The sequence below is a fragment of the Streptomyces incanus genome, from assembly GCF_042656345.1.
GTDB classification, from domain to species: Bacteria; Actinomycetota; Actinomycetes; order Streptomycetales; family Streptomycetaceae; genus Streptomyces; species Streptomyces incanus.
Map to the genome: position 1 here is coordinate 1 of NZ_JBHSPC010000077.1, position 15,823 is coordinate 15,823.

Below are 15,823 nucleotides of genomic sequence, written 5' to 3' on the forward strand. Positions count from 1 at the left end.
AGCCGAGAGAAAATCACGACCCCGCCCTTCCTTGGACACCCGGGGTACCTAACAAAGCCCTACTAGGCAAGACGGCGACGCTGCTCACGCGTCCGGGATCCAGCTCCCGTGGAAGCCCAGCGGCACCCGGCCGGGCAGATGGACGCGGGCGAGCGGGTGGCCGCCGAAGTCCTGGGCGGACAGGATCACCAGGTCGCCGGTGCCGCATCGGGCAACGTTCGCCCCGCCGTGACGGGTCATCGGCAGAGGCTTCACGGTTCGGTGAGGCACGGTCTCGCGTCCGGGAGCGAGCACAGCCGGGTGGTTCCTCCGCGTGCATGCTCTTGAAGTCAGGGGCAGAGGTGAGGCCCTCGATGAAGGACCGGAGGTCCGGGGCGAGGGCGAACTCTGTGGCCGTGGGGGATCGGCCGGTCCTGAGGCCGGATCAACCGGCGGGTCTCCCGCAGGAGACCGGATCACTCCGCGCGCGGGTCCCAGCGGAACCGCCGCACCGCCACCACCGCGCCGAGCGCGCCCCACAGCAGCAGGACCCCGAGATCCCGCCAGGGGAGGCCGGCGTGGTCCGTGGTGAACGCGCGGAGCAGGGCGTCGTTGAACGGCTTCACCGGCAGTGCGGCGGCGATGCCGTTCAGCAGACCGGAGTGGATCGGCATGTAGGTGCCCGAGAGGAACACCAGCGGGAACAGGACGAACTGCACGACCGACGGCGCGGCCTCCGCGTTGCGGATCAGCGATGCCACCGCGACCCCCAGGGTGCAGAAGGCGGCGGCGCCGAGCACCAGCGTCAGGGCCAGCGCGGGCAGCTGCGAGGAGGCGGGCAGCGAGACGCCGTAGAGCCGGCCGACCACGGTGATCAGCAGGACGTCGACGACGCTCACGACGACGCAGTGCGCCAGGAGGCCCACGAAGTACGCGGACGCGGGCAGCGGTGTCGCCCGCACGCGTTTCAGGATCCCGTTCTGGCGCCGCGCCGCGAGCACGATCGCCAACTGGCTGTAGCAGGAGCCCAGGACGGACACCGCGGCGATCGTCGACACGTAGTACTGCAGGGCGGAGCGGCCGTAGTAGAACTCGCTCTCGCCGATGCCGCCGAACAGCCCGCCGAAGATCGCGATGACGACGACCGGGAAGACGAACGTGAAGAACGCGCTCTGCGGATTGCGCCAGAACGTCAGCTGCTCGTAGTGGATCTGATGCCACAGCAGGGCGAGACCGCGGCGTTGGGCCGGCCGGCCCGCGGCGCGGGGAACGGCGATGCTCACGGTGTGCTCCTTTCCGGCGTGCGTTCGGGCGCGCTCCGGTCCTGGGCGGTCAGCCGGAGATAGACGTCCTCCAGGCTCGGCCGGTCGACCGTCAGCCCGGCAAGCACGGTGCCGCGCCGCAACGCCCAGTCGGTGAGCTGGTGCAGGGTGCCGGTCGGCTCCGCGGACTCCACGGTGACCAGGTCGTCCTCGTCCGGCTCGGCGACCACCGGCAGGTCGGCGACCGTGCTGCCGGGCGGCAGCACGAAGCGGATCCGGGCCCGCGCGGTGTCACGCCCCCCGAGAGCCGTGGGGGTGCCCTCGGCGACGATCTGTCCGGCGGAGATCACGGCCACCCGGTCGGCCAGCTCCTGCGCCTCCTCCATGTAGTGCGTGGTGAGCAGGATGGTGGTGCCCGCGTCGCGCAGGTTGCGCACGAGCTGCCAGGCGCCGCGGCGCGCGTTCGGATCGAACCCGGTCGTCGGCTCATCGAGGAACAGCAGGCTCGGGTTCCCGATCATCCCCAGCGCCAGGTCCAGGCGCCGCTTCTGGCCGCCGGAGAGCGTGCGAACCTTCTTCTTCTCCTGCCCGGCGAGGTCGACCAGGCGGATCACCTCGTCGACGTCGTGGGGCGCCGGGTAGTAGCCCGCGTTGCGGGCGATGGTCTCGCGGACGGTGAGGTAGGGCTCGACCGCGATGTCCTGCAGCACCAGCCCGATCCGCTCGCGCAGGGCGCGCGCCGTGGACCGGTCGCCCGGGTCGAGGCCGAGGACGTCGACGTGTCCGCCGTCCCGGGTGCGGAACCCTTCGAGGATCTCCATGGTGGTGGTCTTGCCGGCGCCGTTGCGGCCGAGCAGCGCGAAGATCTCCCCGTGCTCGACGGTGAAGCTCACCCCGTCCACGGCCCGCACCGCGCCGTAGGTCTTGTGCAGGTCTTCGACCACGACCGCGCTAGACATGACGGTCACCCGCCGTCCGGTGCGCGTGCGGCGGCGTCAGGCGTGGACGCACGTGACCTCCAGCGTCAGGTCGAGCCGTCGCCCGGCCATCCCGCGGGCCGCGGTCACACCGAACTCGGTGCGGTCGACGCGGGTGGTGGCGTGGACGGTGAACGAGTTGGCGCGCACCTCCGAGCGCACGACCGCCAGGCTCGCGGGCCGGGTGACCCCGCACGCGGTGAGCGTGCCGGAGACGGACGTGGCGTCCACCCGCTCGGAGACGAAGGTGATCAGCGGGTGCCGGTCGATGTCCAGGAACTTCGCCGACCGTACGTCGCCGTCGCGGTGGTCGTTGCCGGTGCTGAAGCTCGCCGCGTCGATCTCCACGCGCAGACGCGACTCGGACAGCGGCTCGGCCACGTCGACCGTGCCGCCCCGGATCGCGAACGTGCCGCGCACCGGCATCAGGCCGAAGAGGTGTCTGCCCTTGAACGTGATGGACGAACTGTTCGTGTCGATCGTGTAGCGACCGAGCCGGGGAGTCGTCGTGATGGGGTTGCCTGTCGTATCCATGCCCTCATTCCACGGCAGCGGGACCCTCGCGCGGCAGGGCGAGCGGTCGGTTCCGGGACCGACGAACGGCTGGTCGTCGCGGGCGGCATGCGACTTTCGTAGGGTCCCCCCGAGACGGAGGTACGGGGTGGTCCCGACGCGGACGGGGCGGCGGCGCGGATGGCCTACGGTAAGCCTCATGACCGACGGACCGTGGCACCGCCGGCACCGGGTGGCCGTGGACGTGGCGATCGCGGTCGCCTTCGTGCTGCTCGACACCGGTACCACGCTGATCGGCGCCAGCTGGTGGCCGGACCGCCCGGACACCCTCGCCTGGGTCATGCTGGGCGTGCAGGCACTCGCCTGCGCCTCGCTGGCCGTCCGCCGCGTCGCCCCGCTCACCGTCGTCGGCGTGCTCGGCGCGTTCACGGTCGCGGTGACGCTGCTGATCTCACCGGCCGGCGCGCTCACGCCCGCCCACGACACCAACGTGTGGGCCCCCTACGCGACTGTGATGGCCGCCTACGGCCCGTTCTTCTACCAGCAGCACCGCCGCCGCACGGCGTTCCTCGTGCTCGCGGCCTTCACCCTCGTCATCATGCGGCCCTGGGAGCCGTCGGTCGCCGTCATGACGATCGGGCTGCTGCGCACCGCGGTCGGGCCGCTGCTGGCGCTGTACTTCGACGCCCGCCGGCGGATGGTCCTCGCCCTCGTCGAACGCGCCGAGCGAGCCGAGCGGGAACGCCACCTGCTCGCCGAGCAGGCCCGCGCCGAGGAACGCGCCCGGCTTGCCGGGGAGATGCACGACGTCGTCACGCACCGGGTGAGCCTGATGGTGCTGCAGGCCGGAGCCCTGCGGGTGACGGCACAGGACGAGGGGACCCGGCAGGCGGCGGAGGAGCTGCGCGCCGCGGGCTGCCAGGCGCTGGAGGAACTGCGGGACCTGGTCGGCATCCTGCGCACCACGCCCGAGGGCGACCGCACGCCCGCGGTGGGGGGCTTCGCCGACCTGGTCGCCGAGTCGGCGGCGGTGGGCACACCGACCGAGCTGATCGAGGACGGCGACCCGGCCCTCGCCTCACCGGTGGTCGGGCGCACCGCCTACCGCGTCCTGCGTGAGGCGCTGACCAACGTCCGCAAGCACGCTCCCGGCGCCCAGGTGACCGTGCGGGTGGAGTACGACGAGGCCCAGGTGCGGCTCACCGTCCACAACACGCCCCCGACCGGCAGCGCCGGCAGCGCCCTCGCGGACACCGGCTCCGGCCTGGGCATCGCGCATCTGCGCCGGCGCATCGAACTCGTGCACGGCACCCTGCGTGCCGGACCCTGTCCCGACGGCGGCTTCAGCGTCGAGGCGACGCTGCCCGCGTACGTCCCCACCGCGGAATCGGCGGTGTGAGCGTGGTCCGAGTAGTGGTGGTGGACGACGAGTCCATGGTGTGCGTGTTCCTGCGCACCATTCTCGAATCGGCCCAGGACCTGGAGGTCGTCGACGAGGCCCACGACGCCGCGGCCGGTATCGAGGCCGTCCGGCGCAGCCGCCCGGACGTCGTCCTGATGGACCTGCGCATGCCGGGCATGGACGGGCTGACCGCGATCGAACGCATCAACGAGTTCGCGGAGCCGCCGAACATCGTGGTGCTGACGACCTTCGACGCCGACGAGTACGTGCTGCGTGCCCTGCGGGCCGGCGCGACCGGGTTCCTGGTCAAGTCGACCCCGCCGGAGGAACTGATCGGGCTCGTACGGACGGCCGCCCAGGGGCACACCGTCCTCTCGCCGTCCGCCGCCCGCCGGCTCATCGCCGCGTCGACGGACAGCCTCTTGGCCCGCGACCGCGCACGCGACCTGGTCGCCTCGCTGACCGAGCGGGAGATCCAGGTCCTGGCAGGCCTGGGCGAGGGCCTGTCGAACGCGCAGATCGCGGCCCGGCTGTTCCTCTCCGAGGCCACGATCAAGGGCTACGTCTCGCGCATGCTGGACAAACTGGGCTGCGTCAACCGCACCCAGGCCGGCCTCCTCGCCCACGACGCGGGCATCGTCGGCACGTAGGGGTCAGGCGCGCCACGGCGTGGTACGCCGGTCCTGCACCAGTTGCTCCAGTACGGCGACCTTCCCGGCCGGGGCAAGGCGGGAGTTCGCCTCGTCGCGCAGCCTGGTGGCGTTGTCCTGGAAGGCGGAGGGCGTCTCCTTTCAACGCCTGAAGACCTGGAAGGCCTCCCGCGACCCCGACTACGCGGCCGAGGAAGCCCGGGTCGAGCACCTCTACGCGATCGCCGACGGCGAGGTGATACCCGAGGACGGCGAGCCCGAAGTCATCTTCTGTCCGGACGAGTTCGGCCCGCTCGACCTCCAGCGGCACCCGGGCCGGCAGTGGGCCGAGCGCGGCGGGGAGCGCAAAGACCCCGACCGCGAGCCCCGGCCCGGCCGGCGGGCGACCTGCACCCGTCCGCACGGGGTCAGGCATCTGTTCGCCGCCTGCGACCTGGGCAAGGACAAGCTCCACGGGCACATCAAGAAGACCAAGAACCGGTCGAAGTTCCTCGAGTTCTGCCGCTACCCGCGCAGCCTCTACCCGGCCGACGTGCGCACCGCCGTCGTCTGCGACGACTTCTTCCCGCACTTGACCACGAAGCGCTGCCGCAGAGTGGCGGACTGGGCGGCGGCCGGCAACGTCGAGCTCGCCTACAGCCCGACCAACAGCTCCTGGCTCAACCGCATCGAGGCCCAGTTCACCGCCCTGCGCTGCTTCACCCTCGACGGCACCGACCACGCGAGCCACAAGGCTCAGGGCAGCATGATCCGCCGCTCCCTCATCCGGCGGAACAAGCACGCCCGGGACGAGCACCTACGCGAGGTCGTGAACAGGGCGAACGTTGCCTGATGCGGCACTGGCTAGGCCCGCTTCACGGGCCCTCCCGCTCCGCCTCCCTCGCTTCCTTCCTGCTCCCGTCGCTCCTGGAGCTTGCGCAGCAGTTCGCGCTTCTGGGCCTGGGCGTCGCGTCCGCCGCCGATGCGGCCGTCGCGTCCGCCGCTGCGCAGGGCCTTGCGGCCGAGGTGCTGTCGGGTGCCGCCGACGCCCAGCATGTTTCCGGATCCGCCTCGGGACATGGTGATCTCCGTTCTTCCGGCCGCTGACGGGCAATGAGCCATTGGCGAGACGTACCGTCTCGCCTCGCGCTCACCACTCTCAGGCGAGACGTGCCGTCTTGTCAACCTGATAAATTCGACCCATGGCCTCGAACAACCCCGCACCCCCCGATTCCACCCGCCGCAGCGAGCGCTCCCGCCGTGCCATCTACGACGCGGCCATCGCCCTGGTCGTGGAGATCGGCTACCCGAAGACCACGATCGAGGGCATCGCCGCCCGCGCCGGCGTCGGCAAGCAGACGATCTACCGGTGGTGGGGGTCGAAGGCGGAGGTCCTGCTGGAGGCCTTCCTCGACCTGAGCGAGCAGGCCGCCCGCACCGCCGCGCAGGAACGCGAGGACCGTGAGGGACAGGAGGGACAGGAGGGACAGGAGGGACAGGAGGGGCGAGCGGGCCACGAGAGCCAGGGGATCCCCGACACCGGGGACCTCGCCGCCGACCTCAAGCTCGTCCTGCGCGCCACGGTCGACGAACTGCACAACCCCGCGTTCGAGGCGCCGTCCCGCGCGCTGGCCGCCGAAGGCGTCGTCAACGAGGAGCTGGGCCGGAGGTTCGTCGCCAAGCTGCTGGAACCCCAGCTCCAGCTCTACGTCGACCGGCTGCGCTCCGCGCAGGAAGCCGGCCAGATGCGCCCCGACATCGATCCTCGTATCGCCCTGGAACTGTTCGTCTCGCCACTCGCCCAGCGCTGGCTCCAGTACACGGGGCCGATCACCTACGCGTACACCGACACCCTCGTCGACTACGCCCTCAACGGCCTCGCCCCGCGCTGACCAGGCCCGACACCGAAGGGCGACCGCGCTCGCGGGTACACCTTTCGCCCCGTGGGGCGCCCCTCGTCACGTCCGGACCCCGCTTGTCCCGGCTGCACCGATTATGGGCTCCGGCCCCCCGAGGCGCAGGATGGTGGGACGATAGGGCATGCTGGGAAACACGACGGCGAGGCGAGGAGCTAGATGAGCGCGGAGTTCGGCGGTAGGACCGGCGGGCAGGGCAAAATCTCCCGGTGGCTGCGCGGACGCCGCCCGGAACCGGCCGTCGACGAAGGCGACCGTGAGGCTCTGCTGCTCGCCGCCGCCGGTGCGGGACTCCCGCTCGCGCCCGCCGCCCACCCGGCCGGATACGGCTGTTCCTGCGACCGCGTCGGCTGTCCCACTCCCGCCCGGCACCCCGTGTCGTTCGCCTGGCAGACACAGTCCACCACCGACCGCGCCCAGATCGAGCGCTGGGCCCGCCACCAGCCGCAGGCCAACTTCATCACCGCGACCGGCATGGTGCACGACGTACTCGACGTGCCCCTCGAAGCCGGTCGCGAGGCGTTGGAGCGCCTGCTGGAGGCCGGGGTCGAGGTCGGCCCCGTCGCGGAGAGCGACGACGGCCGCATGCTGGTCTTCACCCTCACCCGGGGCACCCCCGAGGACGAGGACGAGTGGTGGCCGTGCGAGCTGGACTGCCACCCCGAGACGATGGACGAGCACCCCGGCCTGCGCTGGCACTGCCGCGGTTCGTACGTCCTGGTACCGCCCGCGCGACTGCCCGGCGACGACAACCGGTCGGTGCACTGGGTACGCGGCCCGGAGCATCCGCTGCCCGACCCGCTGAGCCTGCTGGAATACCTCACCGACGCCTGCGCCCGCCACGCCGGCGAGCACCCCGAACAGGCGGCCGCCGCGGCCTGGCCCCTGCGCCGCTAGCCTTCTGATCCGAGAAAGCCCGCCGTACCGTACGGCGCTCCCTACTCGCCCTTCGCCGACGTCAGTCCCTGGATCCGCCCCAGGATCTCCACCTCGCCGTCGCCCGGGTCCAGAGCCACCTGGTTGGACACGAACTCCATCGTCAGGGTCTGCCGGATCTCGCCGGTGGTCAGCGCCAGCACGTCCTTGTTCGGTGTCGGCACGGACGCCCCGGCAGCGGCGGTCTGCTTCTCGAAGTGGCGCGTGGTGAAGAAGACCAGCGCCCCGCCGTCCTCGGTACGCAGCGCCAGCGGCGCGTAGTCGCCGTTCGTCATCGGTTCGTCGATGTACTGCGTGGCCAGACCCGGCCGGGCCGACTGCTTCGTCCGCCGCGCCCGCCACGCGCTGGTGTGCGGGCCCTCGGCGAAGGCGGTGGCGCCGTCCCCGCCGGTCCTGCCGTCCTTCAGGTACGTCGCGTAGGTCGCGCTCAACTCGCCGGGCGGTACGGCCGGATCGGCCGCGTTCGCGGGCACCGCCTCGGCCCAGCCGTCCTTGTCCGCCGCGAACTCCGGCAGGGCGTCCGGGGCGACCAGCGTCAGATACGCCGCCTCCCAGGTCTCGTCCAGGGAGTTCCGTGTGAACACCAGAAGCCAGCGGGAGTCGCCGCCCTTGTTGCCGGACGCGTCCGCGAGGAACCAGCGGGGCCAGCCGGCCTTCTTGGGGATGGTGAACTTCGCGTCCGTCAGCTTCAGCGGCGTGTGCCGGGCATTGCCGTCCGGACTGTTGGCCTTCCCCGCCGTCAGCCGCGCCGTGTCGATGTCGGCGAGCGCGCCGGTGGTGTACTCGGCGTCCAGGGAACTGTCGTACGCCTGGTCGGCCTTGTTGTAGGCGGCCGTGAACTCCTGGAGCGCCGTGGCCGCTTCGGCACGGGTGGTGGCCGGAAGCACCTCCCGCTCACCGTGCACCACCACGCAGCCGCTCGCCGTCAACGACAGAGCGGTCACCGAGGCTGCCACGATCAGCACGCTCCGGTCGCACCTGCGGAACCCGTGGAACTCGCGGAGCCCGCGGAACCCGCGGAGCCTTCGAAGGCCGAGATACCTGCTCATCCGGTTCCTTCACCTTCCCCTTCCCGGAGGCGAACCCTACCGGGGCGAGGTGCCGCGGGAACGCCGGGACCGGATACAGCGGCCACACCGTGACCCGGCCCGAAACCCGCCCAGGTGAGGGGCCGGAGGGCAGGGAGGGATCGGAGGGAAAGGAGCCGGAGGAAAGGGGCCGGAAGGACCGGAAGGATCGGAGGGCGGGGCGGGGCGGCCGGCCGGTCCCGGGACGGACATCAGCCGTCCCGGGCCGGAGCGAACCGTGGGACGCGGGTGTCAGCCGTCCCGGTTCGGGAGGACCAGGACCGCGCCCGTCCGGGGATGCGGAAGCACCTCGACGGGCTGGTCGTACACCTCCGACAGCAACCGCTCGGAGAAGACCTCGTCCGGCGGCCCGTCGGCCGCGACCTCGCCGGCGCGCAGGATCGCCGCCCGGGTCGCGTAGGCCGCCGCGAGTCCCAGACCGTGCAGGACGACGACCACCGCGTCCCCGGCGAGCGCCCGGTCACAGCAGGAGCAGCACCGCCACGCCCCACAGCACCGACAGGGCCACCAGCGGCGGTCCGACCGCCATGCCCTGCCGCCCCGTCGGCGCCTCCTCCAGCGGCCGCAGCTCCGGGCGGAGCAGCAGCGCCCGCACCTCCTCGACGGCGCGTCCCGCACGCGGCTCGCGGCCCAGGCGGCGCTCCAGCCACGCCCAGCCGGTGAGGGAGAGCTCGACGGGGGAGTCCTTGGCCCGGTCGATGCGGATGCTGTCATCGGAGTGCCGCACGGACGTGATCCCGCTCCACGGGATCCGCCGCACGCGCCACGCCCCGGTCACCCACAGCCCGTCACGGTCGGCGGTGATCCGCCAGGTGAGCGCCGTCGCCACGGCCGTCACCAGCCACGGCAGGCCCACGGCCGGCCACAGCCAGGTCCACGACAGCCCCTCGTCGAGCGCGGCCCAGATGCCGCCGCCCTGCATCAGCAGCAGGCCGAGGCCCACCGCGCGCGAGAAGCCGTGCGCCGTCCACACCCGCGGGCCCGTCGTGGGTGTCATACCGGCGGCGATCTCGTCGACGGGCCGCTGCGGGTTCTTCCGCCCACGGCGCCGCGCTCCGCGCTCCTTCCACCCGGGGACGGCCGGCTTCACCGCGGTGACGCTGCACTCCACCGACACCTCGGGGTCGTCCGCGTCCTCGCGCGCGACGAAGGCGACTTCGGCGCCGGCGTAGGGGACGCCGTACAGGACGGCCTCCCGCAGCGGCGGGTGAGGGTCCTCGCTCTGGAGAATCTCCGTGACCTTGTCGAGTTCGACGACGCCTGCGGGGCCGTCGCCCGCGTCGCGGCCGTCCTCGTTCTCGTCCTCGTTCTCCTCCTCCTCGAAGGCGTACAGCGAGTGGAAGTGCAGGATCGGCCGAAGGCCCTCCGGGTCGTCGGCCGCGAACACCCAGGTGCGGCCGTCGTCCTCACCCTCGCGCACCAGCACGCGCAGCACCGGCAGCGGCCCGCGCCGCAGCCGCTCCGAACGCATCCGCCCGTCCACGCCGTTGGCGAGGAACGCCAGCCCTGCGACGGAGCCGCCCAGCACCAGCAGCTCCCAGCCGAAGGCGTCGTACGGCTCCGCGACCAGCGCCGCCCAGTCGCCGTCCACGACGATGTCGACCCGGCTGCCCACGGGGAAGTCCTCGGGGAAGCTCGTCTCGAAGCGATGGATACGCCCGTCGGCCTCCACCTTGAGGAGGCCGACGCCGTCGTCGTCCTCCTTCAGGGCCGTGACCCGTCCGGACAGGCCTGTGGCGCCCGCGGCCCGCTCCTCGTACGCGTCGGCGACCTGCTGGACCTGCCAGTAGCCGACCCCGGCGGCGGCCAGCAGCAGCGCGGCCAGGACGAAGGAGAGCCGGCCCCGGCGGAACGCCCGCGCGGCGGCGGGCAGCGGCTGCGCGACCGGCCCGGCCGCCTCCAGGGCCAGCGCCCGCTGCCGCCCGGCGACGGCCAGCCGGTGGACGAGCCCGGCGGCGGTGAACCCGGCGGCCAGGAGGAACGCGAGCGCGGACGGTTCGCCGAGCGCCGCCGCGAAGCCGCCCTCCGCGGCGAACCCCGCCAGCGTGACCGCGAGCCCCGCGAGCGCGAGCCGCGGCTGCCGCCACACCCAGTACAGGGTCAGCACCAGCACGACGGCTGTCCCGAGGCCCAGCCAGTCGGTGCCGCACGGGTCGGCGGACGTGCAGGGGGCGTCGGGAGCCGCCGCGATGTCCCACCCCAGCGAGGCGATCAACGCCGGCAGCGCCCACAGAGGGCGCGCCCACCGGGCGGGCACGGCGGCGAGCCAGCGCTGGGCGTCGGGAGTCCGCCAGTCGGCGGTGCCGGGCGGTATGTGTTCGACGGGCAACGGCACAGGACGTCTGGTCACCCGCGCATTATGGCCAACCATGCGCGATGTACGGACGGTTGGGGCTCGTCCGGCGGATCGTGCGGCCCTCTCGGTTCGCGTTGTCGCCCTGCACGTGGGGCGGGGAGACCTCGGGTGCACGGCGGCATTGAACGAGTTGTTCAAAACAATTAGTTGACATGTAACTGTTGGTGTCGCAGCCTTGTTCCATGCCGCCGACTCCCGAACAGCCCCCCGCCCCCGACTCCGACTCCACCCCCGACCCCTTCGCACCTCCGCGGCCGGAGCAGGCGCGGGCGCAGCGTGTCCACGCCTCCCTGTTCCGTATCGCCGAGCGGCACGCGGCCACCGACGAGCAGCGCCGCCGTCAGGTCCACCCCTCGGTTCTCGGCCCGCACGAGGCCGTCCGGCTGGTGTCGTTCCTGCTCAGCGGCGCCGCACAGCCGGACGACGGTGAACCGGAGGTGGACCGGGCCGACATCACCGCCGCGCTGAGCCTCGTCCCGCTGGTGCGCGGCGAGATGGACGAACTGGAGACCGGCCTCCTCCGGATGGCCCGCGGCCGCGGCATGACCTGGCAGGACATCGCCTTCGGTCTCGGTCTGGGCACCCCGCAGGCCGCCAGGCAACGCTACGAACGCCTGGCCGACCGCACGGCGACCCTCGAGGAGGGGCCGGAGTAGGAGGGCCCGCCGTTCACCCCGGGGAGCCGGTCTCCCGGGTCCGCGGCCCGCGCTTCAAGGAGTTCGAGCAGACGGTCGTCGTGGATTCAGCACCATTCCGACTCCGCGTGGTCCGCGATGATGTCCACGTGGAGAACGCCTTCCTCCGGGCCCTCCACAGTGAGGTATGCGGTCGTCCCGTCCACCGCCTTGGTGAAGCAGCCGGGCACGGTCTCGCCGCCGGCCGTGGCCCGAGGCCGCCAGCCGTCGGCCCGGGCGGCCTCTCGGTAGTGCCGCAGGGCCGTCTTCGGCGAGCCGTCGTACCGGTACTGCGTGCCCACGGTCACGAAGAGATCGTCGTCGTCGCACTCCTGGTCGTGGCTTGCCCGGTCCGCCCCCTCCGGTGCCGTGCCCAGTACCGCCTCGTCGGCCATCGCCTCGGCGAGCCGGTCCTCCGCCCCGCCGCAGCCGTAGGTGGTCAGGAAGTACACGGTGGGCAGGCCCACCAGTAGCAGTCCTGCAACGGCCACGACGGCAGCCGCACGGGTCCCCGCCCCCATTCTCTTCATGACGCCGGACGTTAACGCATCCACCGCGAAGGCCTACCGCACCATCTCCCTTGTCGTCGGGGGCTCCAGGCCGATCTGCCCGGAGCCCGCGGCGGCAGTACGCGGAGACATCAGGCAGCCGGGCGTGCTTCCCGCGCCCGCAGCGTGCGGGCGAGCCGGCCGAGCAGGACGGCGTTGAACAGTCCGGACAGGGCCGCGCCGGCGGAGAAGAGTAACGGGCTCAGCCAGGCGAGGGAGGAGGCCCACTCGGCGGGGGACGCCAGCAGGAGGGCGACGATGCTGAGCGGCGCCGTGGTCATGAGCGGCCAGATCCCGGCGAACCCCGGGTCCGGTAGCAGGTACGCGGCCACGAGGAAGAATCCCAGCGACGCCGCGACCACGGCGAGATACCCCCGCGCGAGCCAGGTGTCCACCGCGGGCGCCAGCAGAGCCCGGATCCTGCGCACACGAGGGCTTGCGGGACGCGCCTCGTCCGTTCCCTCTCGTTCCGGGGAGTCCGGGCCACGCGGGAGGAGTTCGCGGGAGCCGGGCGAGGTGGCTTTCGCGGATCTCGTGAGGAGGGCACCGAGTACGGCGGCGTTCACGAAGGCGCACAGAAGGAGCCATACGGCCCAGAAGCCGATGGCCCCCGCCTCGACCGCCCAGCCGCCCTCGGTGCCCGGACCGAAGGGCAGGACCATGGCCATGAAGGAGAGGGGCGCCGTGAGCAGGAGAAAGCTCATGGCGAAGCCACTCTCGGGAAAGAGGAACATGACCAGGAGGGAGAGGGCGAAGACAGCCAGATAGCTCCGGGCAAGCCAGTTGCCCGTGGCGAGCACAAGGAGCCGGTGCGGGAGAATGCGTGGGCGGGAGCCGTTCGGCATCGCGGATTCCTTAAGAGCGGTCCAGGATCGTCGACCTCAACGATGGACCGGGAAGCCGGTGCGGGGATGAGTAGGTGTACTCATCCTTGCTGGGGAGTATCGGCACACTCTCACGGAGTGACCTCTTCGGCCCGAAGCGGCGTGTGGGCTGCTTGAATGCCCCCGTGACTGACTACGACGTGGTGCGCGTCTTCTGCGGCCCCCGGGGCGGGTACGGCAACGAACTCGGTGTCGTCCGCGAGGGTTCCTTCATGCCGGAGCCGAGCGAGCGGCAGCTGTTCGCGGAGAAGCTCGGCTTCAGCGAGACCGTGTTCGTCGACGACCCCGAGCGCGGGGTGATCGACATCTACACCCCCACGCTGCGCCTGCCCTTCGCCGGCCACCCCTGCGTCGGCGCGGCCTGGCTGCTCGACGTCCCCGAACTGGTCACGCCCGCCGGGACGGTGGGCGCCCGGCAGGACGGGGAGTTCTGCTGGATCGAGGCGCGCGCGGAGTGGGCGCCGCCGCGCACCCTGCGCCAGTACGCCACCGCCGCCGAGGTCGACGACCTGGCCGTCCCACCGAAGGGGGAGTGGATCTACGCCTGGGCCTGGGAGGACGAGCCCGCCGGCCGCATCCGCGCCCGCGCCTTCCCCGGCCGCGACGACGGCATCGACGAGGACGAGGCGACCGGCGCCGCCGCCCTGCTCCTCACCGACCGGCTGGGCCGCGCCCTCAACATCACCCAGGGCGCGGGCTCCCAGATCCTCACGGCACCCCAGCCGTACGGGTGGACCGAGATCGGGGGCCGGGTGGTCCTGGAACGCTGACGTCAGCCCAGGTGCGTGAGGAAGACACGCCAGGCGTCACGCCCGAACGCGATCACCGGACCGGCCGGGTCCTTGCTGTCGCGTACGAGGGCGAGAGCGGGGACGCCGTGGGCGAGTTCGAGGCAGTCACCCTGCCCACCGCTGTGGCTGCTCCTGCGCCATATCGCTGAGTCGGTGGCGAGCGTCGCGTGGCTCATGGCTTGTGCTCCTTGGCGATGCGCTGGATCAGGGCGAGTGATTCCGTCGGTGGCAATGCTGCCATCCTGGCGTCGTCGAACATCGCTCGGTAACTGGCCACGGTTTCCTCCTGCTCCATCCAGATGTTGCCCGCCGGTGTCTCGGTGAGGACCAGATCGAGGGCGGCCATCTGGGGAAAGCTCAGCAGCACATACGGACCGAACATGCCCGCATGAGCACCACGAGAGTACGGGAGCACCTGGATGGTGACGTTGGGCTGCTGTGCCATGGTCACCAGGTGTTCCAACTGCGTCCGCATCACGTCGGTGCCGCCTACCTCCTGGCGTAGAACGCCCTCTGCCAGCACTGCCCAGAAGTCGAAGCGGTTCTCACCGGTGAGTCGCGCCTGCCGGGTGAGGCGTACCCGCACGAACCGGTCGATGTCTTCAGGCGTTTTCCAGGAGCGTGAAGCGACGGTCACCGCCCGCCCATAGGCCTCGGTCTGCAGTAGTCCGGGGATCAGTTGCGCTTGGTACGTACGGACGCTTTCGCAGATGGCCTCCATCTCGATCTGGTCGATGTAGGTGTCACTCAGTACGGATGTGTACGGGTGCCACCAGCCTTCCCTGCGTCGCCGGTTGGCCCTGCGGGCGAGGGCCGCGAGGCGTTCCCGAGCCTCGGGCTCGTCCACGTGGTACGCCTCCATGAGAGCAGTCAGGTCGGGTGCGCGAACAGGAACGTGACCGTTCTCGATGCGGCTGATCTTTCCCTTGGTGCAGTCGAGTACCTCCGCCGCCTGCGCCATGGTGACGCCCGCGGCCTCGCGGAACTTCTTCAGTTCGTCGCCGAGTTGGCGGCCCAGCACAGTGGACGGTTTGACAGTAGGCATGGGCAACTCCCTATCAGAGGTGCACTCGGGAGGAGGGAGGCGGAACTCGAAAGAGTGAAGCAGTCGACTTTGTTTCGTGCAATATTGCGCCAATTCATATGCTGCGATTCGCTGCACGTCAAAAGCGTCCAACGGTGTTTCTGACGTGCCTCTGATCTCCTGCAACCGACCCCATGGGGGCGCCATGACACATCGCTTCCGTACAGACGACATCACCTTCCGCCTCTCCCGCAGTCGCAGCAGCGTGCCCCGGGCGCGGGCGTTGCTGCATGCGGTGCTCGGCGGGTGGGGTGTCGCGCAAGAGGTGTTGGAAGACGCCGAGTTGGTGCTCTCCGAGCTGGTGACCAACGCGCTGCGCGTGCCGGTGCCGGGTGATCGGCAGATCGGGGTGCGGATCGCGCGCTCCGCTGCCGAGGGAGTACTGCGGCTGGAGGTGAGCGACGCGGGGGGAGGCCGGCCCGAGGTCCGGGAACCCGGTGAGGACGAGACCGGCGGGCGGGGGCTGCTGCTCGTGGCGGCCCTCGCACATCGCTGGGGCTGTGAGGAGCGTGCCGCCGGCATCGGGAAGACGGTGTTCGCGGAGCTGAAGGCCCCGTACATCGTGGCCGAGCCGGCGACGCGCGAGGTGGCGGCGGTGATGGTCCGGACCGGGCAGACGGTGCGGGTACGGGGCGAGTGGCGGACCGTGCTCGCTGTGGGGAGCGACCAGTACGCGGCCGGCGGTCCCGCCGTGGTGCTGGAGCTGGACGACGGCCCGTCGCTGCGGGTGCACGTGGCCGAGCCGTTGTCCGTACGGACGGGCGAGTGCTCCGGATAATGTGGC

17 protein-coding genes and 4 pseudogenes are annotated in these 15,823 nt (G+C 71.6%); 8 read left to right on the forward strand and 13 right to left on the reverse strand.

Annotation, left to right across the window (positions count from 1 at the left end):
- Nucleotides 1–84 precede the first annotated feature (84 nt).
- The 4 genes and pseudogenes from ACFP2V_RS23225 to ACFP2V_RS23240 all read right to left on the reverse strand — a co-directional run.
- A pseudogene (locus ACFP2V_RS23225) lies at nt 85–204 on the reverse strand (carotenoid oxygenase family protein); the annotation flags it as partial.
- 251 nt (nt 205–455) lie between these two features.
- Nucleotides 456–1,262 carry an ABC transporter permease gene (locus ACFP2V_RS23230; RefSeq protein WP_381215749.1) on the reverse strand — a complete coding sequence of 269 codons (807 nt, stop codon included), beginning with the start codon at nt 1,260–1,262 and terminating at the stop codon, nt 456–458.
- Complete coding sequence (locus ACFP2V_RS23235) at nt 1,259–2,200, reverse strand: ABC transporter ATP-binding protein (protein ID WP_381215752.1); 942 nt, start codon at nt 2,198–2,200, stop codon at nt 1,259–1,261. Before ACFP2V_RS23235 ends, ACFP2V_RS23230 begins: the two co-directional genes overlap by 4 nt.
- 36 nt (nt 2,201–2,236) lie before the next feature.
- A complete protein-coding gene (locus ACFP2V_RS23240) occupies nt 2,237–2,752 on the reverse strand; it encodes a YceI family protein (protein WP_381215755.1) in 516 nt (171 codons plus the stop codon).
- Between the two features lie 178 nt (nt 2,753–2,930).
- Here ACFP2V_RS23240 and ACFP2V_RS23245 point away from each other — a divergent pair, with 178 nt between their 5' ends.
- The 3 genes and pseudogenes from ACFP2V_RS23245 to ACFP2V_RS23255 all read left to right on the forward strand — a co-directional run.
- The gene (locus ACFP2V_RS23245) at nt 2,931–4,130 is read left to right on the forward strand and encodes a sensor histidine kinase (RefSeq protein WP_381215759.1); all 1,200 of its coding nucleotides are present in this window, start codon (nt 2,931–2,933) and stop codon (nt 4,128–4,130) included.
- Complete coding sequence (locus tag ACFP2V_RS23250; RefSeq protein WP_461090157.1) at nt 4,127–4,783, forward strand: response regulator; 657 nt, start codon at nt 4,127–4,129, stop codon at nt 4,781–4,783. The genes ACFP2V_RS23245 and ACFP2V_RS23250 overlap by 4 nt, the downstream gene beginning before the upstream one ends.
- A gap of 121 nt (nt 4,784–4,904) precedes the next feature.
- A pseudogene (locus ACFP2V_RS23255) lies at nt 4,905–5,615 on the forward strand (transposase); the annotation flags it as partial.
- A gap of 11 nt (nt 5,616–5,626) precedes the next feature.
- Here ACFP2V_RS23255 and ACFP2V_RS23260 read toward each other — a convergent pair.
- Nucleotides 5,627–5,842, reverse strand: a complete 216-nt coding sequence (locus ACFP2V_RS23260; protein WP_381215762.1) for a DUF6243 family protein — start codon at nt 5,840–5,842, stop codon at nt 5,627–5,629.
- A 122-nt stretch (nt 5,843–5,964) separates the two neighbouring features.
- Between ACFP2V_RS23260 and ACFP2V_RS23265 the strand changes: the two genes are divergently transcribed.
- Nucleotides 5,965–6,654 (forward strand): TetR/AcrR family transcriptional regulator, encoded by a 690-nt coding sequence (locus ACFP2V_RS23265; protein ID WP_381215765.1) that lies wholly within the window; start codon nt 5,965–5,967, stop codon nt 6,652–6,654.
- A 183-nt stretch (nt 6,655–6,837) separates the two neighbouring features.
- Complete coding sequence (locus ACFP2V_RS23270) at nt 6,838–7,575, forward strand: bifunctional DNA primase/polymerase (protein WP_381215768.1); 738 nt, start codon at nt 6,838–6,840, stop codon at nt 7,573–7,575.
- Nucleotides 7,576–7,616: 41 nt separating this feature from the next.
- On the opposite strand, the gene ACFP2V_RS23275 is transcribed toward ACFP2V_RS23270, so the two are convergent.
- From ACFP2V_RS23275 to ACFP2V_RS23290, 4 genes and pseudogenes are all read right to left on the reverse strand, one after another.
- Nucleotides 7,617–8,663 carry an SCO2278 family lipoprotein gene (locus ACFP2V_RS23275; protein ID WP_381215771.1) on the reverse strand — a complete coding sequence of 349 codons (1,047 nt, stop codon included), beginning with the start codon at nt 8,661–8,663 and terminating at the stop codon, nt 7,617–7,619.
- Nucleotides 8,629–8,760: pseudogene (locus ACFP2V_RS23280) on the reverse strand (iron transporter); the annotation flags it as partial. The gene ACFP2V_RS23275 and the pseudogene ACFP2V_RS23280, both read right to left, overlap by 35 nt.
- A gap of 173 nt (nt 8,761–8,933) precedes the next feature.
- Nucleotides 8,934–9,170 (reverse strand): annotated as a pseudogene (locus ACFP2V_RS23285) (hemin ABC transporter ATP-binding protein); the annotation flags it as partial.
- A complete protein-coding gene (locus ACFP2V_RS23290; protein ID WP_381215774.1) occupies nt 9,163–11,073 on the reverse strand; it encodes a hypothetical protein in 1,911 nt (636 codons plus the stop codon). The pseudogene ACFP2V_RS23285 and the gene ACFP2V_RS23290, both read right to left, overlap by 8 nt.
- A gap of 167 nt (nt 11,074–11,240) precedes the next feature.
- On the opposite strand from ACFP2V_RS23290, the gene ACFP2V_RS23295 reads away from it, so the two are divergent.
- A complete protein-coding gene (locus ACFP2V_RS23295; RefSeq protein WP_381215777.1) occupies nt 11,241–11,714 on the forward strand; it encodes a DNA-binding protein in 474 nt (157 codons plus the stop codon).
- Between the two features lie 86 nt (nt 11,715–11,800).
- Here the strand turns inward: ACFP2V_RS23295 and ACFP2V_RS23300 are convergent, their stop codons facing one another.
- Nucleotides 11,801–12,262, reverse strand: a complete 462-nt coding sequence (locus tag ACFP2V_RS23300) for a hypothetical protein (RefSeq protein WP_381215780.1) — start codon at nt 12,260–12,262, stop codon at nt 11,801–11,803.
- Between the two features lie 110 nt (nt 12,263–12,372).
- Entirely contained in the window at nt 12,373–13,125 is a 753-nt protein-coding gene (locus ACFP2V_RS23305) for an SCO4225 family membrane protein (RefSeq protein WP_381215783.1), read from the reverse strand.
- A gap of 164 nt (nt 13,126–13,289) precedes the next feature.
- Here ACFP2V_RS23305 and ACFP2V_RS23310 point away from each other — a divergent pair, with 164 nt between their 5' ends.
- Nucleotides 13,290–13,934, forward strand: coding sequence for a PhzF family phenazine biosynthesis protein (locus tag ACFP2V_RS23310; RefSeq protein WP_381215786.1), 645 nt, complete (start codon nt 13,290–13,292; stop codon nt 13,932–13,934).
- 2 nt (nt 13,935–13,936) lie between these two features.
- Here ACFP2V_RS23310 and ACFP2V_RS23315 read toward each other — a convergent pair whose 3' ends face one another.
- Together ACFP2V_RS23315 and ACFP2V_RS23320 are read right to left on the reverse strand one after the other, a co-directional pair.
- A complete protein-coding gene (locus tag ACFP2V_RS23315; RefSeq protein ID WP_381215789.1) occupies nt 13,937–14,131 on the reverse strand; it encodes a DUF397 domain-containing protein in 195 nt (64 codons plus the stop codon).
- Nucleotides 14,128–15,000, reverse strand: a complete 873-nt coding sequence (locus ACFP2V_RS23320; RefSeq protein WP_381215792.1) for a helix-turn-helix domain-containing protein — start codon at nt 14,998–15,000, stop codon at nt 14,128–14,130. The genes ACFP2V_RS23315 and ACFP2V_RS23320 overlap by 4 nt, the downstream gene beginning before the upstream one ends.
- A gap of 184 nt (nt 15,001–15,184) precedes the next feature.
- Between ACFP2V_RS23320 and ACFP2V_RS23325 the strand changes: the two genes are divergently transcribed.
- On the forward strand, nt 15,185–15,817 hold the full coding sequence (locus tag ACFP2V_RS23325; RefSeq protein ID WP_381215795.1) for an ATP-binding protein: 633 nt from the start codon (nt 15,185–15,187) through the stop codon (nt 15,815–15,817).
- Nucleotides 15,818–15,823 lie beyond the last annotated feature (6 nt).

Coding starts and splice junctions, on each gene's coding strand:
- ACFP2V_RS23245 (WP_381215759.1), top strand. CDS start 2,931: ATGACCGACGGACCGTGGCACCGCCGGCACCGGGTGGCCGTGGACGTG.
- ACFP2V_RS23265 (WP_381215765.1), top strand. CDS start 5,965: ATGGCCTCGAACAACCCCGCACCCCCCGATTCCACCCGCCGCAGCGAG.
- ACFP2V_RS23290 (WP_381215774.1), bottom strand. CDS start 11,073: ATGGTTGGCCATAATGCGCGGGTGACCAGACGTCCTGTGCCGTTGCCC.
- ACFP2V_RS23315 (WP_381215789.1), bottom strand. CDS start 14,131: ATGAGCCACGCGACGCTCGCCACCGACTCAGCGATATGGCGCAGGAGC.
- ACFP2V_RS23305 (WP_381215783.1), bottom strand. CDS start 13,125: ATGCCGAACGGCTCCCGCCCACGCATTCTCCCGCACCGGCTCCTTGTG.
- ACFP2V_RS23240 (WP_381215755.1), bottom strand. CDS start 2,752: ATGGATACGACAGGCAACCCCATCACGACGACTCCCCGGCTCGGTCGC.
- ACFP2V_RS23300 (WP_381215780.1), bottom strand. CDS start 12,262: ATGAAGAGAATGGGGGCGGGGACCCGTGCGGCTGCCGTCGTGGCCGTT.
- ACFP2V_RS23270 (WP_381215768.1), top strand. CDS start 6,838: ATGAGCGCGGAGTTCGGCGGTAGGACCGGCGGGCAGGGCAAAATCTCC.
- ACFP2V_RS23235 (WP_381215752.1), bottom strand. CDS start 2,200: ATGTCTAGCGCGGTCGTGGTCGAAGACCTGCACAAGACCTACGGCGCG.
- ACFP2V_RS23320 (WP_381215792.1), bottom strand. CDS start 15,000: ATGCCTACTGTCAAACCGTCCACTGTGCTGGGCCGCCAACTCGGCGAC.
- ACFP2V_RS23275 (WP_381215771.1), bottom strand. CDS start 8,663: ATGAGCAGGTATCTCGGCCTTCGAAGGCTCCGCGGGTTCCGCGGGCTC.
- ACFP2V_RS23295 (WP_381215777.1), top strand. CDS start 11,241: ATGCCGCCGACTCCCGAACAGCCCCCCGCCCCCGACTCCGACTCCACC.
- ACFP2V_RS23260 (WP_381215762.1), bottom strand. CDS start 5,842: ATGTCCCGAGGCGGATCCGGAAACATGCTGGGCGTCGGCGGCACCCGA.
- ACFP2V_RS23325 (WP_381215795.1), top strand. CDS start 15,185: ATGACACATCGCTTCCGTACAGACGACATCACCTTCCGCCTCTCCCGC.